At 35.5% G+C, this 23,449-nt stretch carries 26 protein-coding genes and 1 other annotated feature; of the genes, 22 read left to right on the top strand and 4 right to left on the bottom strand.

Annotation, left to right across the window (positions count from 1 at the left end):
• Nucleotides 1–204 precede the first annotated feature (204 nt).
• From ACFPM4_RS18635 to ACFPM4_RS18600, 8 genes are all read left to right on the top strand, one after another.
• Nucleotides 205–972, top strand: a complete 768-nt coding sequence (locus ACFPM4_RS18635) for a peptidoglycan DD-metalloendopeptidase family protein (RefSeq protein ID WP_382355134.1) — start codon at nt 205–207, stop codon at nt 970–972.
• Nucleotides 965–1,828, top strand: a complete 864-nt coding sequence (locus ACFPM4_RS18630; RefSeq protein WP_382355131.1) for a M50 family metallopeptidase — start codon at nt 965–967, stop codon at nt 1,826–1,828. The genes ACFPM4_RS18635 and ACFPM4_RS18630 overlap by 8 nt, the downstream gene beginning before the upstream one ends.
• Before the next feature lie 141 nt (nt 1,829–1,969).
• Nucleotides 1,970–2,050, top strand: a sequence feature (ribosomal protein L21 leader region).
• 15 nt (nt 2,051–2,065) lie between these two features.
• On the top strand, nt 2,066–2,374 hold the full coding sequence (gene rplU, locus ACFPM4_RS18625; protein ID WP_144921342.1) for a 50S ribosomal protein L21: 309 nt from the start codon (nt 2,066–2,068) through the stop codon (nt 2,372–2,374).
• Between the two features lie 12 nt (nt 2,375–2,386).
• Complete coding sequence (locus tag ACFPM4_RS18620) at nt 2,387–2,719, top strand: ribosomal-processing cysteine protease Prp (RefSeq protein ID WP_382355127.1); 333 nt, start codon at nt 2,387–2,389, stop codon at nt 2,717–2,719.
• A gap of 12 nt (nt 2,720–2,731) precedes the next feature.
• Nucleotides 2,732–3,016, top strand: coding sequence for a 50S ribosomal protein L27 (gene rpmA, locus ACFPM4_RS18615; RefSeq protein WP_144921346.1), 285 nt, complete (start codon nt 2,732–2,734; stop codon nt 3,014–3,016).
• Nucleotides 3,017–3,155: 139 nt separating this feature from the next.
• The gene (locus tag ACFPM4_RS18610; protein ID WP_382355123.1) at nt 3,156–3,686 is read left to right on the top strand and encodes a Spo0B C-terminal domain-containing protein; all 531 of its coding nucleotides are present in this window, start codon (nt 3,156–3,158) and stop codon (nt 3,684–3,686) included.
• A 16-nt stretch (nt 3,687–3,702) separates the two neighbouring features.
• Complete coding sequence (obgE, locus tag ACFPM4_RS18605; RefSeq protein ID WP_144921349.1) at nt 3,703–4,992, top strand: GTPase ObgE; 1,290 nt, start codon at nt 3,703–3,705, stop codon at nt 4,990–4,992.
• 29 nt (nt 4,993–5,021) lie between these two features.
• Nucleotides 5,022–5,477 (top strand): ACT domain-containing protein, encoded by a 456-nt coding sequence (locus ACFPM4_RS18600; RefSeq protein WP_144921351.1) that lies wholly within the window; start codon nt 5,022–5,024, stop codon nt 5,475–5,477.
• 183 nt (nt 5,478–5,660) lie between these two features.
• On the opposite strand, the gene ACFPM4_RS18595 is transcribed toward ACFPM4_RS18600, so the two are convergent.
• Nucleotides 5,661–6,200 carry a transcription repressor NadR gene (locus ACFPM4_RS18595; RefSeq protein WP_382355119.1) on the bottom strand — a complete coding sequence of 180 codons (540 nt, stop codon included), beginning with the start codon at nt 6,198–6,200 and terminating at the stop codon, nt 5,661–5,663.
• A 209-nt stretch (nt 6,201–6,409) separates the two neighbouring features.
• On the opposite strand from ACFPM4_RS18595, the gene safA reads away from it, so the two are divergent.
• From safA to ACFPM4_RS18580, 3 genes are all read left to right on the top strand, one after another.
• Nucleotides 6,410–7,675, top strand: a complete 1,266-nt coding sequence (gene safA / locus ACFPM4_RS18590) for a SafA/ExsA family spore coat assembly protein (protein WP_382355116.1) — start codon at nt 6,410–6,412, stop codon at nt 7,673–7,675.
• Nucleotides 7,665–8,639 (top strand): phosphotransferase, encoded by a 975-nt coding sequence (locus ACFPM4_RS18585; RefSeq protein ID WP_144921358.1) that lies wholly within the window; start codon nt 7,665–7,667, stop codon nt 8,637–8,639. The genes safA and ACFPM4_RS18585 overlap by 11 nt, the downstream gene beginning before the upstream one ends.
• 98 nt (nt 8,640–8,737) lie before the next feature.
• Nucleotides 8,738–9,295 carry an intercompartmental signaling factor BofC gene (locus tag ACFPM4_RS18580; protein ID WP_318280940.1) on the top strand — a complete coding sequence of 186 codons (558 nt, stop codon included), beginning with the start codon at nt 8,738–8,740 and terminating at the stop codon, nt 9,293–9,295.
• Between the two features lie 56 nt (nt 9,296–9,351).
• On the opposite strand, the gene ACFPM4_RS18575 is transcribed toward ACFPM4_RS18580, so the two are convergent.
• Complete coding sequence (locus ACFPM4_RS18575; protein WP_144921360.1) at nt 9,352–9,873, bottom strand: general stress protein; 522 nt, start codon at nt 9,871–9,873, stop codon at nt 9,352–9,354.
• A gap of 210 nt (nt 9,874–10,083) precedes the next feature.
• Here ACFPM4_RS18575 and ruvA point away from each other — a divergent pair, with 210 nt between their 5' ends.
• From ruvA to yajC, 6 genes are read left to right on the top strand one after another with little or no spacing between them, the layout of a single operon-like run.
• The gene (gene ruvA, locus ACFPM4_RS18570) at nt 10,084–10,698 is read left to right on the top strand and encodes a Holliday junction branch migration protein RuvA (RefSeq protein WP_144921362.1); all 615 of its coding nucleotides are present in this window, start codon (nt 10,084–10,086) and stop codon (nt 10,696–10,698) included.
• Nucleotides 10,699–10,738: 40 nt separating this feature from the next.
• Nucleotides 10,739–11,740 (top strand): Holliday junction branch migration DNA helicase RuvB, encoded by a 1,002-nt coding sequence (ruvB, locus tag ACFPM4_RS18565; protein ID WP_144921364.1) that lies wholly within the window; start codon nt 10,739–10,741, stop codon nt 11,738–11,740.
• The gene (locus ACFPM4_RS18560; RefSeq protein WP_144921366.1) at nt 11,737–11,946 is read left to right on the top strand and encodes a DUF2905 domain-containing protein; all 210 of its coding nucleotides are present in this window, start codon (nt 11,737–11,739) and stop codon (nt 11,944–11,946) included. The genes ruvB and ACFPM4_RS18560 overlap by 4 nt, the downstream gene beginning before the upstream one ends.
• The gene (gene queA / locus ACFPM4_RS18555) at nt 11,946–12,977 is read left to right on the top strand and encodes a tRNA preQ1(34) S-adenosylmethionine ribosyltransferase-isomerase QueA (protein WP_382355109.1); all 1,032 of its coding nucleotides are present in this window, start codon (nt 11,946–11,948) and stop codon (nt 12,975–12,977) included. The genes ACFPM4_RS18560 and queA overlap by 1 nt, the downstream gene beginning before the upstream one ends.
• Before the next feature lie 20 nt (nt 12,978–12,997).
• Nucleotides 12,998–14,137: a tRNA guanosine(34) transglycosylase Tgt gene (gene tgt / locus ACFPM4_RS18550; protein WP_144921371.1), complete on the top strand. Its 1,140-nt coding sequence runs from the start codon at nt 12,998–13,000 to the stop codon at nt 14,135–14,137.
• 30 nt (nt 14,138–14,167) lie between these two features.
• Entirely contained in the window at nt 14,168–14,443 is a 276-nt protein-coding gene (gene yajC, locus ACFPM4_RS18545) for a preprotein translocase subunit YajC (protein ID WP_144921373.1), read from the top strand.
• 121 nt (nt 14,444–14,564) lie between these two features.
• On the opposite strand, the gene ACFPM4_RS18540 is transcribed toward yajC, so the two are convergent.
• Nucleotides 14,565–14,930 carry a TIGR04086 family membrane protein gene (locus ACFPM4_RS18540; protein ID WP_382355104.1) on the bottom strand — a complete coding sequence of 122 codons (366 nt, stop codon included), beginning with the start codon at nt 14,928–14,930 and terminating at the stop codon, nt 14,565–14,567.
• Between the two features lie 199 nt (nt 14,931–15,129).
• On the opposite strand from ACFPM4_RS18540, the gene ACFPM4_RS18535 reads away from it, so the two are divergent.
• Nucleotides 15,130–15,783: a DUF421 domain-containing protein gene (locus tag ACFPM4_RS18535; protein ID WP_382355101.1), complete on the top strand. Its 654-nt coding sequence runs from the start codon at nt 15,130–15,132 to the stop codon at nt 15,781–15,783.
• 225 nt (nt 15,784–16,008) lie between these two features.
• Here the strand turns inward: ACFPM4_RS18535 and spoVB are convergent, their stop codons facing one another.
• Entirely contained in the window at nt 16,009–17,556 is a 1,548-nt protein-coding gene (gene spoVB, locus ACFPM4_RS18530) for a stage V sporulation protein B (RefSeq protein WP_382355098.1), read from the bottom strand.
• Nucleotides 17,557–17,680: 124 nt separating this feature from the next.
• On the opposite strand from spoVB, the gene ACFPM4_RS18525 reads away from it, so the two are divergent.
• The 4 genes from ACFPM4_RS18525 (at nt 17,681) to ACFPM4_RS18510 (ending at nt 23,349) form a co-directional block, all read left to right on the top strand.
• Entirely contained in the window at nt 17,681–18,001 is a 321-nt protein-coding gene (locus tag ACFPM4_RS18525) for a post-transcriptional regulator (protein WP_382355095.1), read from the top strand.
• 90 nt (nt 18,002–18,091) lie between these two features.
• The gene (gene secDF, locus ACFPM4_RS18520) at nt 18,092–20,359 is read left to right on the top strand and encodes a protein translocase subunit SecDF (protein WP_382355092.1); all 2,268 of its coding nucleotides are present in this window, start codon (nt 18,092–18,094) and stop codon (nt 20,357–20,359) included.
• 114 nt (nt 20,360–20,473) lie between these two features.
• The gene (gene recJ / locus ACFPM4_RS18515; RefSeq protein ID WP_382355088.1) at nt 20,474–22,846 is read left to right on the top strand and encodes a single-stranded-DNA-specific exonuclease RecJ; all 2,373 of its coding nucleotides are present in this window, start codon (nt 20,474–20,476) and stop codon (nt 22,844–22,846) included.
• Nucleotides 22,837–23,349: an adenine phosphoribosyltransferase gene (locus ACFPM4_RS18510; protein ID WP_382355085.1), complete on the top strand. Its 513-nt coding sequence runs from the start codon at nt 22,837–22,839 to the stop codon at nt 23,347–23,349. The genes recJ and ACFPM4_RS18510 overlap by 10 nt, the downstream gene beginning before the upstream one ends.
• Nucleotides 23,350–23,449: the final 100 nt, after the last annotated feature.

Genomic DNA, 23,449 nt, shown 5'->3' with positions numbered 1-23,449 from the left:
ACGTTCTGTGTAAATACCTGCACGAGTACTTCCCTGTATATCGCAGTCAAATAGTAACATTATTGAAGGGTGCTTCCAACAAGTCAATTTTTTGTGGCTTATTGGAGAGCACCTTTTTTTCTTTTAGGTTTGTCACCTCAAAAAGAATAATTAAATCGGACGAGTCATAGGTTAGTAGAAATAGTTAAAGGAGGATGGGGGAGTATGAGCCGAAGGGCTGACGAGATTCGCCGACAAATTAGCAAACGCCGAAAAAATTATATGGAGAACCGTAGAAGGACGGTAAAACCTACTGTAAATCCATCACCTTTTAGCGAGGATGAAATAGAAACATCTGTGTATGAGTCTGACCCTAAAGATTCATTCCATCCACTTTGGAATCGTGATGTGTTCCTTATGAAAATATTAATTTCAGCTATCCTTGTATTAGTAGTTGCTATCATATTTAAATCACCTTCTACGACGTTTGATAAATTTAGAGCTAGTGTCCAGAAAACAATGGAAACAGAATTCCAATTTGCTACTGTGGCTAATTGGTATGAGAGTCAATTTGGAAAACCACTTGCACTTCTACCTCCATTTGAAAAGGAAACAGAAAATCCCGATAAAATGCACGACTACTCACAACCAGTTTCAGGAAAAGTATTAGAGGATTTTTCAGGGGATGGAAGAGGAATTATTATTGAAACTGGACAAGATGCTGATGTAAAAGCAATGAGTGGTGGTAATGTTATTTTTGCAGGAGTGAAAGAAGATATTGGTAAAACAGTTATTATTCAACATGCTGATCACAGTGAATCATGGTATGGCAGACTAGATAGCATATCTGTAAAGACGCACCAAAATGTAAAAGAAGGTGAAATTGTTGGAAATGTAGCAGCAAGTGATGAAAATCAAAAAGGTGAGTTTTATTTTGCCATTAAGCAAAATGATACCTTTATTGATCCTATACAGGTGATGAAATTTGAATAAATATATAGATCTTATAAAAAAGATTAACATTCACCCCCTCTTTTGGGCAGTCACAGGGTTAGCGATTATGACTGGGTATTTTTGGGAGCTACTAGCCCTGTTTTGCATTGTTTTCTTGCATGAACTTGGACATGCTTTTATGGCTCATTACTATGATTGGAAAATAAAGCGCATATTAATATTGCCTTTTGGTGGTTATTGTGAAGTGGATGAACACGGGAATAGGAGTATGCGAGAAGAGCTAATGGTCATATTAGCTGGGCCATTTCAACATTTAATTATTGCGATTTTGTTGCCAATCTTAGTAATGGCTTCTGTCGTTACAGCAGATTATGCAAAAGTCATTTTACAATTTAATGTAATGATATTAATCTTTAATCTTCTACCTATCTGGCCACTTGATGGAGGTAAATTAGTTCAATTATTTTTTGCAACTAGGAATACGTATTTAGAAGCGAATCGCCTCTCATTAGTAGTATCCGCAGTTGTATTAGGTATGTTACATCTATTTATTTTCATATATTCTCCATGGAATATTAATGTTTGGTTAGTATTGATTTATTTGAGCGTATCCCTATGGACTGCATGGAAACAATTAAGATTCTCTTTTATGAGGTTTTTAATGGAGAGACATTATGGTAAACATGAATATGTGTCACAATTACAAACAATAAATGCAAAAGGCGATGAATATTTGCATGAAGTATTTACGAAATTTAAAAGAGGCTGTAAGCATTTAATATATGTTGCTGGACCAACTCATCAAGGGAAACTAGATGAAAATGAACTTCTGTATGCTTATTTTACAGAAAAAAGAGTAGATGCCCGCTTAAAGGATCTTGTTTACGATGATTAATAAATGGACGACAATGGATATGTTGACATCGTCGTCTTTTTTGTTTTTACATGCCCAGTCCAAGTTGCCTTTTGCTTTCTATCGAAAGTCATTGACATTCATGTTTAATATATGATAGTATTTTCTTGTTAGTCTGTAGCACCCGTGCTACAACCGCACATACCAGGTACATAAGTTTTGATGAATATCAAACACCTGTCAATGGCGAGTCTGAGTCTATTAAGGAGGTGCAATAATATGTACGCAATCATTGAAACTGGTGGTAAACAAATTCGTGTTGAAGAAGGCCAAACTATCTACGTTGAGAAATTAAATGCAGCTGAAGGTGAGTCATTCACTTTTGATAAAGTTCTTTTCGTTGGTGGGGAAGATGTGAAAGTTGGTAGCCCATTTGTTGAAGGTGCAACTGTCACAGCTAAAGTTGAAAAACAAGGTCGTCAAAAGAAGATTGTTGTTTACAAATACAAGCCAAAGAAAAACTACCACAAAAAACAAGGTCATCGTCAACCATACACTAAAGTTGTTGTTGAAAAAATCAACGCGTAAGGCGGATTGACAATGATTCAAATTGAAATTAACAAACGTCCTGATGGAAAGATTACTTCATTCACGATGGATGGACATGCTAATTTTGCAGATAAAGGACAGGACATCGTTTGTGCAGGTGCATCAGCTGTTGCCTTCGGTAGTGTTAATGCAATCATTGCATTAACAGGTATAGAACCGGAAATAGAACAAGCTGATAGTGGATTTTTAAAATGTACATTCCCGCATAAACTATCCGATGAAGTGTCCAAACAGCTTCAGCTACTGCTAGATAGCATGGTTATATCACTACAAACAATCGAAAGAGATTATAGTGATTTTATAAATATTTCCTTTAACGAGTAGGAGGTGGAATTCATGCTAAGATTAGATCTTCAGTTTTTTGCATCCAAAAAAGGAGTAGGTTCTACAAAGAACGGTCGTGACTCTGAAGCGAAACGTCTAGGTGCTAAACGTGCAGATGGTCAATTCGTTTCTGGTGGTTCTATTCTTTACCGTCAACGCGGTACAAAAGTTCACCCAGGTGAAAACGTTGGTCGTGGCGGTGATGACACACTTTTCGCAAAAATCGATGGCGTTGTACGTTTTGAACGTGTAGGTCGCGATAAGAAAAGAGTAAGTGTGTACCCTAAAGCTCAATAATTACCTCTTCCTGAGGATATATGAAAGCTCTAGCCTGATAAGGTTAGAGCTTTTGTGTTTTTTATAGGACTTATATAATGTAATGCCAATTTCTGTTATACTATAGTAACGATGGTAGATGGATTGTGAGGATAAAAAGATGACCGATAAGAAGGAAGTTTTGGACATACTCCAACATGTAAGACATGATTGGCTCAATAAGATACAGTTGATAAAAGGATATATATCTTTAGGGAGATTAGAGAAAGCTGAAAGTATCATTACAGATATAATAATGGAATCACAACAAGAATCAAGAATTACAAACTTGAAGCTACCAGAATTTGCGTATATGCTTATTACTCATAATTGGCAAGGAAGTAAATTCCTAGTTGAGTATGAAGTCGCTGAGCAAGTACATAAAAAGGTGGAAGATGAAACATTATTAGTGTTATGGATGAGAGATTTTTTTCAGCAACTAGAAAGTGTTGTCCATCCACTGTATGAAAATCGGCTGGCAATTTCCGTAAAACCAGTCGAAAATCATAATCAATTTTTATTTCATTTTAGTGGAAAGATAGAACATGTAGACATAATCGAAAACTGGATATCTAATAGTGAAAATAGGTATAATAATGTACATTTACTTAAAATGAACGAAACAGAGCTCATTTTCGAGTTCATTTTATGAAATATGGAGTGATAAGATGTTTGTCGATCAGGTAAAAATATTTGTTAAAGGTGGAGACGGTGGTAATGGGATGGTTGCATTCCGCCGTGAGAAATATGTTGCAATGGGTGGCCCAGCTGGTGGAGACGGAGGAAAAGGAGCAAGTGTCATTTTTCAAGTCGACGAAGGTTTAAGAACATTAATGGATTTTCGTTATCAACGCCATTTTAAAGCTCCACGTGGTGAGCATGGAATGTCCAAAGGCCAACATGGAAAAGGAGCGCAAGATTTAATTATTAAAGTTCCACCGGGGACTGTTGTAAAAGATGAAGATACTAATGAAATCATAGCAGATTTAATTGAACATGAACAACAAGCCGTAATTGCGAAAGGTGGCAGGGGAGGAAGAGGTAATACTCGATTTGCAACACCTGCAAACCCTGCACCAGAGATTGCTGAGAATGGGGAGCCGGGCCAGGAAAGAAATGTAATTCTAGAATTGAAAGTATTAGCTGATGTTGGTCTTGTTGGTTTTCCTAGTGTTGGGAAATCTACTTTGCTATCCGTAGTATCTGCTGCAAAGCCTAAAATAGCTGAATATCATTTCACAACGATTGTTCCCAACTTAGGTGTTGTGGAGACAGATGATGGTAGAAGTTTTGTAATGGCAGATCTTCCAGGATTAATTGAAGGTGCACATGAAGGTGTCGGATTAGGACACCAATTCTTGAGACATATTGAAAGAACAAGAGTTATCGTTCATGTTATTGATATGTCAGGCTTAGAAGGACGAGATCCGTATGCTGATTTTACTACCATAAATCAAGAATTGCAGGAGTATAATCTTCGACTTCTAGAAAGACCTCAAATTATTGTAGCTAATAAAATGGACATGCCTGATGCAGAACAAAATTTGCAAGAATTTAAGGAGAAATTAACTGAGGATTATCCTATATTCCCTATTTCTGCAATAAGTAGACAAGGCTTGCGAGAGCTATTATATGCAATTGCTGATCAGTTAGAACAAACACCAGAATTTCCACTACACGAGACGATACAAGATGATACAATTAATCGGGTAGTGTACAGGCATGAAAAAGCGGAGCAAGAGTTTGAAATTTCAAGAGATCCTGACGGAAGTTTTGTACTAACAGGTGACAAAATTGAACGTCTGTTCAAAATGACAGACTTTTCTCGCGATGAATCAGTTCGCCGTTTTTCACGTCAGTTAAGATCTATGGGAGTGGACGATGCATTAAGGGAAAGAGGAGCTCAACATGGTGACACCATTCGTCTGCTTGAATTCGAATTTGAATTTATAGAGTAAGTTTTTTCTTTTGAACGGGGGAAAATGGTATGGCGAAAAAAGAAAGTCATCATCGGTTTTTTTTGATCAGGGAGGATGTATTACCTGAAGCAATGAAAAAAACATTAGATGCAAAAGAATTAATTGAGAGAGGAAAAGTTGATTCTGTTTGGGAGGCAGTTCAACAAGTCGATTTGAGTAGGAGTGCATTTTATAAATATAGAGATACAGTGTTTCCATTTCATAAAGTGGTGACTGAAAAAATACTTACTCTTTTCTTCTATTTAGAGGATGAACCTGGTGCCCTCTCCAAATTATTGGGAATTGTGGCGATGAATTCTTGTAATGTATTGACTATACACCAAACAATTCCTTTACAAGGAAGAGCCAATGTTACTTTATCATTAGATGTTACACATATGAGTGTAGATATAGACGAATTACTAGCAAATTTACGGAAACTTTCCTTTGTAGATAAAGTCGATGTATTAAGTTCCGGTGGTTAATAATAGAAAAAGTAAAAAACGAACTATCCTGTAATCAAGATAGTTCGTTTTTTATTTTTCCTTGTAAAATGCTGTTATTATTGGACAGACCCAAATACGAATTAAAAAGTTATCAGCCAAATGTGTTTCCGAAGTGAATTAGATACTTTTCTTCCAGTAAAATGAGGATGTCGAGTCTCTTCTTTAGTTCTCGTCTATTAATAATCCTGCTTTCTTCAAAGCAGCTTCTGCCTTATCAATTAACTGACTATTTGATGCAGAAAGTGTGTGTGAATGAATACCAGAAGTCAAATCAGAAAGTAAAGCTGCATTCGTTTCTTTCATCCGATTTAGAAATGCTTTAACATCGCTACGATTGGAAACCATTATCGATGCAGTTAAATCTCCATAAACTGGATGTTCTACTCTTACATCTTTCACTGTTACTCCATGATCTACAATAATATTTAATTCTTCTTCAGTTTGATCCATGTTATGTACGCAAACAATCGTTTTTTCTACCACATTCTCTGAAGGATTTGTATTCAAATAAATATAACCTTGACTTGTGGCGATGATTGGTTCATTACGAGCCTTAAGTAATGTAATATCACCGACAATTACTTGACGGCTAACATTTGCCTTTTTTGCAAGAAAAGTACCTGTTAAGGGTGAATTACTCTCTTTTAACAGTGTCAGTAATAGTTCCCTTCTTTCATCACCAAGTAATTTTTTCTTTTCCAATGATAAAACCTCCAGTTTCCCTGCTTCGTATGTATGTATCTAAATATTATCATAGATACGACATTCGTTCTAACTTAGGAATTTTGTTTTGGCTCTCTGTTCTTTTTGCATAAATCCTCATAAGTAATCATAAGTTTTTGTGAAGATTATTAGCATTTTGCCTATATATTCATACACTATATGGACTTATGCCTGAGGAGGGGAAATGAGTGAAGATTCATATTGTCCAAAAAGGAGATACGCTCTGGACTATATCTAAAAAATATGGAGTAGATTTTGACGAACTTAAGAAGATGAATGCACAATTGTCAAATCCAGAGATGATCATGCCCGGTATGAAAATCAAGGTTCCAACTAGCGGAGGAACAATAAAAAAAGAAATGCCCATAGTCTCTGCTAATAAGCCAAAGGAGATGCCAATTGCATCCCCAAGCAAACCGAAAGAAATGCCGAAAGCTGAACATCCGTTTATTCAGAAGAAAGAAGCACCTATGCCAGTTACAAAACCTGCGAAAGAGGTGCCAAAGGAAAAACCAGCTCCAATTTATCAACCTGTAATGCCTATACAGTTACCAGAAATCGATATTAATAATTATTACACAATGAACTTACAACAATTACAAGCACAAGTACAACAACCAGCCAAAGAGAAACCAGCTCCTGCAAAAGAATTACCAGCAAAGGAATTACCAGCAAAAGAATTACCGGCAAAAGAACTACCAGTAAAAGAACAACCAGCACCTATACCAAAAAAAGAAGTGCCATTACAAAAACCAATCTCAAAAGAAGTTCCCGAAGCTCCACAAATGCCAGTCATGCCAGTAATGCCAACAATGCCAGCCCAGCAAAATATGTGTCCACCTGTGTACCAGTATTGCTATCCAATGCCAATGATGCCTATGTGTGATCCTTGCTATCCAATGATGCAACCATTTGGTCATCACCCACATATGATGGCACAATATCCTGGAATGCAAAATCCGGCACAAATGCCTTTCATGCAGCAAGGTATGCCAGCTGCCATGCCAGGAATGCAAATGCCAGCAGGGAATTGGGATTTAGATGACTGGGATAATGATTATGATGATGAAAGTCCAAATGACTGGGAAAATGTTCAAGGGTTTGGAAATCCAGGATACCCACTACCAATGCAATATCCTAATGTAAACATGCCAATGGACTATAACCAACAACCTTTCCCAGTTGCAGGCATGCAAGATAATCCAAATGAAGACTGTGGTTGTGGTGGAGGTAATGCACAAATGAGTGGTCAACACGCACATCCATTTTTCCAACAAGGGCCACAAATGATGCCACAGATGATGCCACAGATGATGCCACAAATGATGCAGCAAATGCCTAATCAATCATTTGCGCCACCTGTTGGTTATGAAGCATATCCATACGGAATGCCTAATCCAGAATTATCTTATGCACTCCCAACTGATTTTCGAGTAGGTAACGATGAAGAATAATTATTTTGATGATAGGGACGGATATAATCGCCGTCTCCTTCTTTTTATGAATAGAAGTTCGGGGATTCCTTTTTCTAAAATACAGAGAATAAAAGAAGGTGTCTGGCTATTATCTAGTGATACTGAAGCTTGGATAGTGAAGGAATTTCCGAATAAGACACAGCTTGTGAACCAAATTGCATTAACGAATGAATTATTCAGACATGAATTTACAGAAACGTATCGTTTTATTCCAAAGCCATTTGTTTTCGGTAATCGAGTGTTTGGGCTTATACAATATATCGAGGCTACAAATGAAACTAAATTCACATATGAAAATGAAATGAATATTCGCGATGCCTTACTATTATTAAATAAATTTCATGCAACAACATCCTTATTAACAAATTCATTGAAAACGCAATTGCCAAAATTTAATTTATATACAAAATGGGAAAGAAGATTAGCAGATTTTAAAAAGGGATTGCAGTTACATAATAATACGAAAACTTATTCGCATTTACAGCGACTTTCCTATTATGGTGACTGGGCACTGCGAAAAATGAAACAGTACAGTGATGAATCAATAAAAACGAAAAATTGTATCATTCATGGCGATGTTGCTAGTCATAATTTTATTCGTAGAAAAAATGACTCATTATATTTAATTGATTTTGATTTAATTAGTATTGCTCCAAATTATATTGATTTGTTGCAGTTTAGTAATCGGATTTTACCTTATAAGGAATGGGATATAGAGAAGTTGTTTGAGTATCCTATCATCCAGGAATATAAGCATAATAAATACTTCTTATCAGCATTAGTTTACCCAGCAGACATGTTTAGAGAGTGGAACTACTATTCCAGAAAAAGCAAGTTAGAACAGCGATTAATGTTAAATGACTTGGAGAACCAAACGTTAAATCATTATAAAAAACGAATACAATTTTATAAAAATTTAATTCTACAAATAGATAATGATTAAAAAATGTAATCAAACTTTCTTTTTCGGATATTCATGTAAATTTTTGGGTAACCTATAGCTAAGCATAGATATAAATTTTGGCTATAGAGGTGATCCGTATGAGATTTAAAGCAATGATTCTAATAATGTTTGTATTATTAACAACGATTCATATTGCTGTAGGAGTGCAGTCTACTTATGCGAAAAACGGGTCAGAGATGGTGGAAGAAGGTTATTCAAGCAATCAGATAGAAGAATATAGTCCGCAAATTATTAACGTTACGTTAAAAAGAATATATTTAGATGGCGAAATAAGTGAAGAAACAGTAAAAGAAACGATTTGGGCAATGGAGGATTTTTGGGCTAAATATGAATCTTGGCAACTTATCGACATGAATGAAAAACAACTTATCTTTGAGAAGGTAGTGGATGATATTTCCCCACTTTTGAAACTAAATGGCTTCTTTGGGGTTTCTGAAGACGGAACATTGTCTATCTTCAATGGCAGTCCAGAACATGAGGATATTATCCAATCTTTCTTCCAAATAGATATACAAAAGTTGGAAGGGAAGAAAAGACAGCAATTAAAACAGGGAATTCCTGTGAAATCAAAAGAAATTTTTGCTGAAGTTTTAGAAACGATGAAGCGTTATTCAATAGATGTCGGTGATGAATAAAAAAAGGAGTGTTCCACAACTAGCTCAATTGCTTGTTGTAGAACACTCCTTCATTTTTATTTTAAATGCTTTATCCTATCAACATCATTTAAAGATTCTGCTCTTAGCTTATTTTCGGATTCAATTCTAGATGCTACTCGTTGTTCCTCAAGCGCATTATTTACTGGATTGTTACTCATTTCTTCAGCAACTTCACTTAAGTCTGTTTCAGGCTTCTCTCTGTCATATTTTTTATCCAGTAGCACAAGGATTTTCCCTGATTTTACATCAAGACTGTGTAGCTCTGCATCCTCTTTGTCAAGGCCAATGTCCATTAAATAGTTTGTATACATATAATCATTGGATGAGCTAGAGGAAAACAATGATCTTAAAGATTGAAGTACACTTTTCTTTTGTTGTTCAAGATTAATGCCTTGATCAACTGCTACACCAGCTTTTTTCTCCAGTATGCTTGTTTCGTACTCGTCGTGTGCAATTACAAGAATATGCTGCTTTTGTATTCCGTCTTCTTTTAATGAGTTAATTGCTCCTAAGGCTTCAAAACTAGTTCCATAAACACCAACAACGGTCTTAACCATAGATGAAAGCCTCCCTCATATTTTAAAAATAAATGTCTAGTTGTTTCATAATACCCGTATTTAAAAAAAGTGAAACCATGAATGCAAAAGCTAAATCAAATAGTAAACTTGATGTAATGTTTGTAATATAAAGAACGTATGTTTTTTATTTCAATACATAAGGCGTTATATGGTACAATGATGGATAGCATTTACTAGGGAGAGAATGATTTGTACGAATATATTAAAGGGAATGTAGAACTAATTGGACCCGAGTATGTAGTAATTGAAAATAACGGTATTGGTTATCAAATATTAACACCAAATCCGTTTGTCTTTTCGAAAATTCGTGGTAAGGAAACGATTATTTATACGTATCAGCATGTTAGAGAAGATGTCATCGCACTGTATGGATTTGAAAAAACAGAGGAAAAAATGTTATTTAAGAAATTAATTAGTGTTTCTGGTATTGGACCTAAAGGGGCTTTAGCCATTTTAGCATTTGGTGAACCAGTTCATGTCATAAGAGCAATCGAGAATGAAGATGAAAAGTTTTTAACGAAGTTTCCTGGAGTTGGAAAAAAAACTGCTAGACAAATGATTTTAGATCTAAAAGGTAAATTAACAGATATTGCTCCATTAGATAATTATGATTTATTTGCAAGTGGTGATGATATTAACTTACAGAAACCAACTGAAGAAACGCATTTGGAAGAGGCGTTACTAGCATTAGCAGCATTAGGTTATTCTGATAGAGAATTAAAGAAAATTACACCAAAACTAGAAGGTAAGGATTTAACTACGGATCAATATATAAAACAAGCATTACAATTATTAATTACATAAAATATATATTAGAAATGGACATAGGGAGGAGGCAAAGGTAATGGAAGATAGAATTGTATCGAGCGAAGCAATGGGAAATGATTTAACATTTGAACAAAGTTTACGTCCTCAAACATTATCGCAATATATTGGGCAAAATAAAGTTAAGGATAACCTCTCTATATTTATTAAAGCAGCAAGAATGAGAAAGGAAACACTAGACCATGTGTTATTATACGGCCCTCCAGGACTTGGTAAAACAACGTTAGCCGTTGTTATTGCGAATGAGATGGGTGTAAATGTACGCACTACATCCGGACCAGCTATTGAAAGGCCTGGTGATCTCGCAGCCATCCTTACATCACTTGAACCTGGAGAAGTTTTATTTATTGATGAGATTCACCGTCTGCCTCGTGCCATTGAAGAAGTATTATATCCAGCAATGGAAGATTACTGTTTAGACATTGTCATCGGAAAAGGACCTGAATCCAGATCGGTGAGACTAGATCTGCCTCCATTTACACTTGTAGGTGCTACAACTCGTTCTGGAGCAGTGTCAGCACCATTACGTGACCGTTTCGGTGTACTTAGTCGTTTAGAATATTATACAGAGGATCAGCTAACAGATATCGTTGTCCGAACTGCACATATATTGGATACGGAAATAGAAATACAAGGAGCTATAGAGATTGCTAGGCGGTCGCGTGGAACTCCCAGAATTGCAAATCGATTATTGAGACGTGTAAGAGATTTTGCACAAGTAAAAGGAAATGGTATTATCACATTAGCAGTAGCTGAAGAAGCACTAGAATTAATGCAGGTAGATCATCTTGGCTTAGATAATATTGATCACAAGCTCCTTATAGGGATGATAGAGAAATTCAGAGGTGGACCTGTAGGTATTGATACAATTGCCGCCAGTATTGGAGAGGAGCCAACAACAATAGAGGATGTATATGAGCCATACTTACTACAAATTGGTTTTCTGCAGCGGACACCGCGTGGAAGAATGGTAACTCAACTTGTATACGAGCATTTTCAAATGGAGGCACCTAGTAAATGAGTGGATTTTCAAAGCTATTCATGGTGGTAGGAGCAATAATCTTTTTAATTGGATTTCTTCTACAATTTTTCAAACTAGGGAAATTACCAGGTGATATCATCATAAAAAAAGGGAACACAACCATGTTTTTCCCAATTATGAGCTCCATTATCATTAGTATCATACTTTCAGTAGTTTTGTATGTAATTGGGAGGCTAGGTAAATAGTGAAAGTAGAAATGTTTAATTTTGAATTACCCGAGGAACTTATTGCTCAAGTACCATTAGAGAATAGATCAGCAAGTAGATTAATGGTATTAAATAAACAAACAGGTGAGTTGAATCATGCAATTTTTAACGATATTGTTGATTATTTGCATGAAGGAGATTGTTTAGTTCTGAATGACACAAAAGTCCTCCCAGCTCGATTAATGGGATCAAAGTTTGATACTGGAGCAAAGATCGAAGTATTACTTTTAAAACAAGTAAATGGTGATACTTGGGAAACGTTAGTAAAACCTGCCAAACGTATTAAAAAAGGGTCTATTATTACTTTTGGGAACGGTAATATAAAAGCAGTATGTGTTGAAGAACTTGAACATGGTGGTAGGTTATTAGATTTTGAATATGAAGGAATTTTTTACGAGGTGTTGGACGAGTTAGGGAAAATGCCGCTACCACCATATATAAAGGAACAATTAGATGATCAGGACCGTTATCAAACAGTATATGCAAAAGAGCGTGGATCAGCAGCAGCACCTACAGCTGGATTGCATTTTACGAACGAGTTACTCGATGCGATTAGAGCAAAAGGAGTTCATGTCGCATTTATAACTTTGCATGTTGGACTTGGTACGTTTAGACCTGTAAGTGTAGAGGATATTAATGATCATAAAATGCATGCTGAATATTATACGATTTCTAAAGAAACAGCAGAGTTATTAAATAATGTAAAACAAAAAGGCGGAAAAATAATTTCGGTTGGAACAACATCTACAAGAACACTTGAGACGATTGCAAGTGCAACAGATGATGGTGAATTTATTGCTGGTAGTGGCTGGACAGATATTTTTATCTATCCTGGTTATACATTTAAGGCAATTGATGGATTAATTACAAACTTCCATTTACCGATGTCTACTTTAATTATGCTTGTAAGTGCATTTGCTGGTCGTGATCATGTATTACATGCATATAACGAAGCGGTAAAGGAGCAGTATCGCTTTTTTAGCTTTGGCGACGCTATGTTACTAATTTAAGAAAGAAAGGAGCGAATGTATTGACTGCTATTAGATATGAATTAATAAAAACATGCAAACAGACTGGTGCTAGATTAGGTATCATTCATACTCCACATGGCTCTTATGAAACACCTATGTTTATGCCGGTAGGAACATTAGCAACCGTAAAAACGATGTCTCCAGAAGAATTGAAAGCAATGGGAGCAGGTATTATTTTAAGTAATACATATCATCTATGGCTTCGTCCTGGTCATGAAATAGTAAAAGAAGCAGGTGGGCTACACTCATTCATGAATTGGGATCAAGCAATTTTAACTGATTCTGGTGGATTTCAAGTCTTTTCATTAAGTGAATTCCGTAAAATTGAAGAGGAAGGTGTTCATTTCCGTAATCACTTAAACGGTGATAAGTTATTCCTTTCCCCTGAAAAGGCAATGGAAATTCAAAATGCATTAGGGCCAGATATTATGATGGCATTTGACGAATGTCCTCCATTTCCTGCATCACATGAATATATGAAAAAGTCGGTAGAGAGAACATCTCGTTGGGCAGAGCGTTGTCTACAAGCGCATCAAAGACCTGAAGATCAAGGTTTATTTGGGATAGTTCAGGGTGGAGAATATGAAGATTTACGAAAACTAAGTGCACAAGATCTTGTTTCGCTTGATTTTCCTGGGTATGCTGTAGGTGGTTTGTCTGTAGGAGAGCCGAAAGATGTAATGAACAGAGTTTTGGACTTTACTACACCTCTACTACCAAGTAATAAACCTCGTTACTTGATGGGAGTAGGATCACCAGATTCCTTAATTGACGGTGCAATCAGAGGAATTGACATGTTTGATTGTGTATTACCGACTAGAATAGCAAGAAATGGGACATTAATGACTAGTAATGGTAGGTTAGTTGTGAAAAATGCAGCATATGCAAAGGATTTCGGACCTATTGATGAGAACTGTGATTGTTATACTTGTCGTAATTATTCTAGAGCATATATTCGTCATTTAATTAAATGTGACGAAACGTTCGGAATTAGACTTACGACTTATCATAACTTGCATTTTCTGTTAAACTTAATGAAGCAAGTCCGGAATGCGATAAAAGAGGATCGTCTCGGTGACTTCAAAGAAGAATTTTTTGAGCGCTATGGCTTCAATGGACCAAACGCGAAAAATTTCTAATATAATTTACCTAGTAAAGGAGGGGAATATATGGATACGTTAATAGGATTATCACCATTTATTTTGATGTTTGTGTTGTTCTACTTTTTATTAATTAGACCAAACCAAAAACGTCAAAAAGCAATTCAAACAATGCAAAATAGTCTCCAAAAAGGGGACAAGATTGTAACGATCGGTGGTCTTCATGGAATAATTGATGGCTTAGATGAAGCGAAAATCATTATTAAGTGTGGGGATGGCAGCAGACTTACATATGACCGTTCAGCAATACGTGAAGTTGTTGAATCTGTTTCAGGAAATAACTAAAAAATGTAAAATGAAGAGGACTGTCTTAAGTCATTGTAATGTGACGATAAGGCAGTCCTTTTTCAAAAAAATTTGCACTCAATTTTGCATCTACTAAAGGTGATATCATACAGTACTTTCCTTATCTTTTAGATTCATTTGATAAAATATTTACTCCTAATACTCCTCCCATCATCGCAGTTAATGTATAGCAAATATAATAAATTAATTGCTCGATTGTAAATAAAAGTGAGTGTCCTAAATATTGGTACGCCAAAATTATTAGGCTATACACAACACCAGTTGCTCCTCCAATCAACCAACCTTTTTGTTTCGCTTTCCCACCGCAAATAAACCCTCCGATAAAAACAGATAAAAAAGAAATTACCGTGATAAGAAAGCTAACCGATTTTTCCTGAGTTTCGGTAAACTGGAAAATAAGCGAGAAAATAAAACTTGTAATCACTGCTAATAATAAAATAGTCACTATCCCATATAAGATAGACACCCCAAATGATTTTGCTTCGATAGGTATTCACTCCTTTTTATCTTATCCTTTAAGAGGAATGGAACCCTGTCCAAACCTCATAGTACATGCTTATTCACTAAATTTATATTTAGAATATAGAAACGACAATTCCATTATTTTTTTATGCAAATTAAGGACATACTAAAAATTACGGATGAAAAATAAGGGGGATTATGTTGTGGAAGATTACTTCAGTATTATTTTTCGGACGATTTTTCTCTATGGAGTCATATTGGTCATTTTTAGGTTAATGGGAAAAAGGGAAATAGGAGAATTAAGTATTTTAGATTTGGTTGTTTTCATTATGATTGGTGAAATGGCAGTAGTGGCAATAGAACAACATAATGATCCAATATTGCATTCCATTGTTCCAATGCTAATCCTGCTTATAATACAAGTTGGTCTAGCCTACATTGGTTTAAAAAGTCGTAGATTCAGACGTTTAATTGATGGAAAGCCATCATTAATTATTAATAAAGGCAAAATTGATGAAAATGAAATGCGAAAACTACGTTATAATTTCGATGACTTGCTCATGCAGTTACGTGAAAAAGATATTCCTAATATTGCAGATGTTGAATTTGCCATCCTGGAGCCGTCTGGCAATTTATCTGTTATTAAAAAAAGCAACAAAAAGACACCTGCATCCTATACAATTCCCGTTATTTTAAATGGAATTGTTCAGCAGGAGCATCTTGAAGAAATACAAAAAAGCGAAGAATGGCTTAGAAAAGAACTCCATGATCGTGGCCATCACGATATTGAAAAAATTTCTTTCTGTAGTTTTCAAGACGGAAAGTTTTTTATTGATTACATGGATGAACCTAATTAAGGATGAAACAAAACCATTTGAAAAGGATATAAATTTGAATGTTTTTGGTGTAACTACACCGCTTCGGAAATACACTTTGCTTGTATCTTCAAATGCGTAAATGGACAATTCCATCCTGTGAAATCATCACTTAAAAACAGAATAAAACCGAACTATATATCATATCGATTTCGATGTAAACGATAGTTCGGTTTTTGATTTTATCTCAATCTCATTACCCCAGTATTATCGAATCATCTTGTTAATGATTGGGATACGTAGAAGGTCATTTTTCTTTAATAATCTAAACATGGTAATAAACAAAATGTACGTTATAACAATAATCAATATTCCTATTAGTAATCGAGTAACTAGTGGGCTTTCTATTAGTACCTTTGTATAGAATAATGTCCCGATTATACTAGAAAGAACCGCAGCAATAATAAACTTTACATATTCTGCAACGTAGATTGTGAATTGTATCTTTTTAAGTACCGTCGCAAAGTGTAGCATTGTAATTAATACGGTTCCAGCTGCAATTCCTAGTGCAGCGCCATTAATACCAAAACTAGGTTGGGAACTAAGAGCAAAAATCACAGATATTTTAATAATTGCTCCTATTAAGCTGTTTATCATGGCTGCTCTTGCTAAATCAAGTGCCTGTAGAATTGCTTGTAATGGCCCTTGATAATAATGAAAGATAAAGAATGGTGCCATTAGTCTTATGAACTCGTATCCCTTTGGTGATCCATACATTAATGTCATTAAAGGTTCTGCATATACATAAAGAACAATTACTGCTAGTCCACCAGTTAGTAGCGCAAACCGAAGTGCTTGCTGTAATCGATGTTCAACTAATTTGTGGTTTCTACTAGCATTTGCCTCACTTATTGCAGGAACGAGTGATGTGGATAGTGAAAATGTGATGAAAGAAGGTAACATTAATAAAGGTAACGCATACCCAGTCAATAACCCATATTGTTTTGTTGCTACTCCAGCTGCTACTCCAGCTAATAACAAACTATGAGATACAACAATCGGCTCAAAGAACCAAGAGAGTGAACCAATCATCCTACTACCTGTAGTTGGTATGGCGATGCTCATTAATTCTTTTAACGTACTTTTACTCGATCTTAATGATTTGAAAAAGTTGCGGCGAATTGGGAATTTCTTTTTTACTTTAAAAACAGTAAATAAATAAATTAATGATGCAAGCTCTCCAAGAACAGAGGCAATCATTGCTCCAGCAGCAGCAAATTCAATACCATAAGGTAAAAAAGCTTTAGCTAAGATTGCGATTAATGCAATTCGAACTGCTTGTTCCAGCACTTGAGCAATCGCTGCTGGCCTCATGTTTTGTTTCCCTTGGAAATACCCTCTTATAACAGAGGAAACTGCGACGATTGGAATAATTGGTGATATAGCGATTAATGGATAATAAATTCTAGTGTCTGTAAAAAGTGTTTCTGCTAAATAAGGTGCTAATAGCATTAATGTTGGTGTAAACAGAAGCGATAATGAGATTGTCACTGTTAGGGAAACAGCTAGGATTTTTTTCGTTTTTCGTTTATCTCCTCTAGCTTCCGCTTCAGCTACGGCTTTTGATATGGCGACAGGTAGTCCAATTTGAACCAATGAAATGACTAATACTAGAGTAGGAAACGCCATCATGAATAACCCTACGCCTTCTTCTCCAATCATGCGGGCAATAACGATTCTGTTTATAAAGCCGAGCAATCTCGTAATCAGCCCAGCAATCATTAATATTAATGTACCTTTTAGAAACTTTGACATTTTGGTCCCTGCCTTCTCAAATCTGTTGCATTCGATTACAATGAAGTATATGCAACAATATGGACAAAGCATGACAAGATAAAGTAGATTATAATATTTATATAAAAATAAAGGTGGGGACAATATGTCAAATAGCAGTCATCCATACAATTCTTATTTGCATCTCTTAACGCCTGTCATTGATAGCAAATTAGAAGAGTTTACTTTAACTGGCTATGGGAAAGTAAATAAACAAGATTTATGGGATTTTCTAACGAAGAAAAAATGGCGAAAACCTAAAGAGGGTATTCGTATCCACGAATTAGTGGCAGATATACTTTCCGTGAAGATTGGTGAATTTATGAATTATGCTACTGTTGAAGCTTATAAAGCTCCAAACTTATTTGTTGAATTAGATAGTGAAGAGCTTCAGGAATTATTAGGTGAGAAAACAGTGAATGAGTAAAAAGATAAATTGACACCACTTTTTAACTACTTCATAATACTTATATTGACAAAAAGTTGGGAACGCTCCATCTGAGGGGGATATTGAAAAATGGTTAAAAGAAGCAGGATATTGGCATTTTTTCTATTATTAATTTTTATTGGTAGTTTAATGGGAACAACAACTAATTCTGTTCTCCATGATATTAAACTAGGGCTTGATTTACAAGGAGGCTTTGAAGTTTTATATGATGTGGAAGCCATCCATAATGATCAAGTAGTAAATAATGATACATTAGTACATACAGTAGAGGCACTTCGAAAACGTATTGACGTTCTAGGCGTAAGCGAACCGAATATCCAAATTGAGGGAAAAAGGATTAGGGTTCAGCTTGCTGGTATTGACGATCAAACGGAAGCTCGTGAAATTCTAGGAACACAAGCAGAATTAACGTTCCGAGATGTTAACGATAATATTATGATGGACGGTACTGATTTAGTAGAGGGGTCTGCTAAATTTACAATAGATAGTCGTACCAACCAACCTGTAGTTGTGGTTGAAATGAAAGATAGAAAGAAATGGCAAAATGTTACACAAACAGTTGTTGATATGTACCCTAACAATAAATTAGTCATTTGGATGGATTTTGAGGAAGGTGTAGATTCCTATGCTGAAGCTGCTGCAAGCGGCAGTTCGAAATTACTTTCCGATCCTGCAGTTAGACAGGTATTTACCAGCACTGAAGTTACAATTGAAGGGAATTTTACGAAGGCAGAAGCTGAGAATTTAGCCAGTTTATTAAATGCAGGTTCACTTCCAGTTAAGCTAACCGAAGTATATTCTACTTCTGTAGGAGCGCAATTCGGGGAAGAGGCGTTAACGAAGACAATTACAGCAGGGATAATCGGGATTGCTTTAATTTTCTTATTCATGATCGTATTCTATCGTTTTCCAGGGTTTATTGCGACAATTACATTATCCATTTATGTATATTTAATTTTAGTTGTGTTTGATTGGATGAATGCTGTCCTTACTTTGCCAGGAATTGCAGCACTAATACTTGGTGTCGGCATGGCCGTGGACGCTAACATTTTAACTTATGAACGTTTGAAGGAAGAATTGAAAGTTGGAAGATCCTTAAAAGCTGCATTCCAGGCGGGTAATAAAACATCATTCGTTACAATTTTAGATGCTAATATTACGACATTACTAGCAGCTGCAGTTCTATTTTTCTTTGGTACAAGCTCAGTAAAAGGTTTCGCTACAATGCTTATTGTCAGTATCTTAATGAGCTTCTTAACAGCTGTTTATGGATCAAGGTTATTCCTATGGCTATGGATTAATAGTGGTTTCTTAAAAGATAAACCAGGTTGGTTTGGGGTTAAACGATCAAGTATTCACCAACTATCTGAAAACAAAACAACTTTGGAGTTAACTACTCGATTTGATCGTTTTGATTTCGTAAAACATCGAAAGAAATTTTATATGTTAACGTCGGCATTGATCGTAGTTGGAATCATTATTTTAGCTATTTTCCGTCTAAATTTAGGAATTGATTTTTCTGCAGGAACAAGGGTTGAGATTGATGCAGGAAAACCAGTTACGGCGGAGGAAATATCAACTGAACTTGATGCAATCAATCTATCTTCTAGTGACATCGTTCTTTCTGGTGATGAAAAAGACCGCGGCGTTGTCCGTTATAAAGGAGAACTTACACAACAGGAAATTGCCGATTTAAAGGCTCATTTCAGTGAGAAATATGGCTCAGAGCCTAATGTAAGTACTGTATCTCCAACAGTTGGGAAAGAATTGGCCAAGAACGCCCTATATGCATTGGCAATTGCTGCTCTTGGTATCATAATTTACGTATCTTTCCGCTTTGAATATACGATGGGAATTGCATCCATTCTTGGATTGTTACATGACGCATTTTTCATTATTGCCGTCTTTAGCTTTATTCGGTTAGAAGTCGATATTACATTTATAGCGGCTGTACTGACTATCGTAGGTTACTCCATCAATGATACGATTGTAACGTTTGACCGAATTCGGGAAAACTTAAAAGCGAAGAGACGACTGAAAACAGAAGAGGATATTGCAGATGTTGTAAATAAAGGGTTAAGACAAACATTAACACGTTCAATTAATACTATTTTAACAGTAATTGTAACAGTAGTTGCCTTACTCATTTTCGGTAGTGAGTCTATTCTTAACTTCTCCGTTGCATTATTAGTAGGTTTAATAGCTGGTACGTATTCGTCTATCTTTATTTCAGCTCAAATTTGGTATGATTTGAAAGTGAGAGAATTAAGAAAAAATGGACCAATCGATACAGTAAAAGAGAAAAAGAAATGGTCCTCTGACGAACCACAAGTGTAAAAAGAATCCCGCAGAATAAAATCTGCGGGTTTTTTTGTGATAAACTCTACCATTAAATCAAATTGAAACGAACGATTCACTCTAGTATACTAATAAGGTTAGGGAGTGAAATTCATGTTAATTCCAAAATCACGCTGGATTGTGAAAGAATCCAACGAATCATTAGCAAAAGAATTAAGTAATCAATTAAATATTAGCCCGCTAGTTGCTAAACTTTTAGTTACTCGTGGAATAACAGATGCTGCTACTGCACAAGGGTTTTTAAATATTGAAAATGAAACATTTCATGATCCATATTTATTTTCAGATATGGAAAAGATTGTCCAACGTATAAATGATGCGATAGAACAACAACAGCCTATTTTAATATTTGGAGATTATGACGCTGACGGTGTGACAAGTACATCCGTCATAATGGAAACTTTATTAGAAAAACATGCGAATGTAACATACTATATACCAAACCGCTTTACAGAAGGCTATGGTCCAAATGAGAATGCTTTTCGGCATGCGCATGAAATTGGCATTAAGCTTATCATCACTGTCGATACTGGAATTGCAGCATTAAAGGAAGCGTCATTAGCTAAAGAGCTTGGAATCGACCTTATTATTACCGATCACCATGAAGCAGGAGAAATATTACCAGATGCATATGCTATTATTCACCCTAAATTACCTGATGGTCATTATCCCTTTCCCCATCTCGCAGGGGTAGGAGTAGCCTTTAAATTAGCTCATGCATTGTTAGGAAAAGTTCCTGAACATCTTCTTGACTTAGCAGCAATTGGGACGATAGCTGATCTTGTTCCATTGCAAGCAGAAAATCGGCTTCTAGTGAAAAAAGGACTAAATAAACTAGCAAATACTTCCCGTCCAGGTATTCAAGCATTGTGTAATTTAGCAGGTACACAACTTTCTGATATCAATGAAGAGACGGTAGGTTTTGCGATTGGCCCGCGGTTAAATGCAATTGGACGACTTCAACATGCTGGTCCAGCAGTAGAATTATTAATGACAAAAGATATAGATTATGCCACACAACTTGCAAATGAAATAGATTTGTTAAATAAAGAAAGGCAAAAAATTGTTGCAGACATAACAACAGAAGCAATTGAAATGGTAAACGAAAAGTACCCAATTTCTGATAATAAAGTACTTGTTATAGGGAAGGAAGGCTGGAATCCCGGTGTAATTGGTATCGTTGCTTCTAGATTAGTTGAGAATTTCTATCGACCAACAATTGTGTTAAATTTTGATCAGGACACAGGGCTGGCAAAAGGCTCGGCTAGAAGTATTGATGGTTTTGATTTATTTAAAAATCTATCCAATTCAAGAGATATTCTTCCGCATTTTGGTGGACATACGATGGCAGCTGGAATGACATTAAAACTAGAGGATGTAGACATACTCCGTACTCGTCTAAATCAAGCTGCTGCGGAACAACTAACAGAGGAAGATTATAAACCTTTAACTGAATTGGATACTTCCTTAAACATGACAGAAATAGATATAGAGGCTATTAGTCAGATAAATATGTTAGCCCCTTTTGGAATGAGTAACCCAAAACCATTAGTCATGATAGAAAATGTACAAACTACTGATATTCGCAAGATTGGTGCAAATAAAACCCATTTAAAAGTCGCATTAGAAGATAATAATAATCATGTATTAGATGGTGTCGGTTTCAATCTAGGTTCACTCGCTGATGATATATCACCAAAAGCAAGATTATCGGTCATAGGTGAACTTTCTATTAATGAATGGAACAATCGCAAGAAGCCGCAAATATTCTTACGAGATATTGCAATTAATGAGTGGCAACATTTCGATGTCCGCGGAAATAAGCAATCGAATGATTGGCTGGAAGAAATGAAGAAAAGAAATGGCTTGTTCATTTTTTTCTCCAATGAATATTATCAGAAGATGATACATTCAGATGTAATCGATAATTTTGTATATATTAAAAATAGAGAAGAAGCTCTCCACATTAATATAGATGGACAAAATATAGTGTTATTTGATCTGCCGAATGACATAATTGATTTAGAATATCTTATTGAAGGGAAAAAGCCTGCAAGGATATATTCTCACTTTGCTCAAGTCGAGGAGCCCTTTTCCCTTACATTACCGACGAGAGAGAATTTTAAATGGTATTATGCATTTTTATTAAAGAGAGGTAGTTTTAATGTAAATCGATATGCAGCAGATCTTGCAGCACATCGAGGCTGGTCAAAGGAAACAGTACTATTTATGTCAAAAGTGTTTTTTGAGTTGGATTTTGTTACAATAAATGATGGGATTATAACGATGAATTCTCAAAAAACGAAAAAGGATTTAGCGGATTCACCCACTTTTCAACGCAAACAAGCTAAGATGCAAGTTGAAGAACAATTATTATATTCATCGAGTCAAGAATTGAAACAATGGTTCGATAAACGTTTAGGACACAATGTGTCGAATGAGGAGGAAAAGAAAGCATGGATTTAAAGCAATTTATTACGATTGTTCCAGATTGGCCAACAGAAGGTGTCCTTTTTAAAGACATAACAACATTGATGGATAATGGTGAAGCTTATCATTATGCAACAGATCAAATCGTAAATTATGCAAAAGAAAGGCAAATAGATTTAGTTGTCGGACCTGAAGCACGTGGGTTCATCATAGGTTGCCCAGTTGCTTATGCATTAGGAGTTGGATTTGCACCAGTTCGTAAAGAGGGCAAACTTCCTCGTGAAACAATAAAAGCAACATATGGGAAAGAGTATGGAAAAGATTCTCTTACAATTCATAAAGATGCTATAAAGCCTGGTCAAAGAGTATTAATTACGGATGATTTATTAGCCACTGGTGGAACGATCTTAGCTACGATTGAACTAGTTGAAAAACTAGGTGGTATAGTTGCTGGTATTGCATTTTTAATTGAATTATCATATCTTAACGGTAAAGAAAAACTAGACGGTTATGATGTTGTTTCATTAATGAAATTTTAATTAAAGCCAATCTGAGAAAAGCACTCATGAAAAGTTGAGTGCTTTTTCTATACTTTGAAATTTTGTAATAACTATTTTAATTAAATTGTTGTCAAAACCT

The organism is Lederbergia graminis (assembly GCF_042655485.1).
Classification (GTDB): domain Bacteria; phylum Bacillota; class Bacilli; order Bacillales; family Bacillaceae_C; genus Lederbergia; species Lederbergia graminis.
Note: the sequence above shows the minus strand (reverse complement) of the source record. Positions and strands in the feature narration are given on the sequence as shown.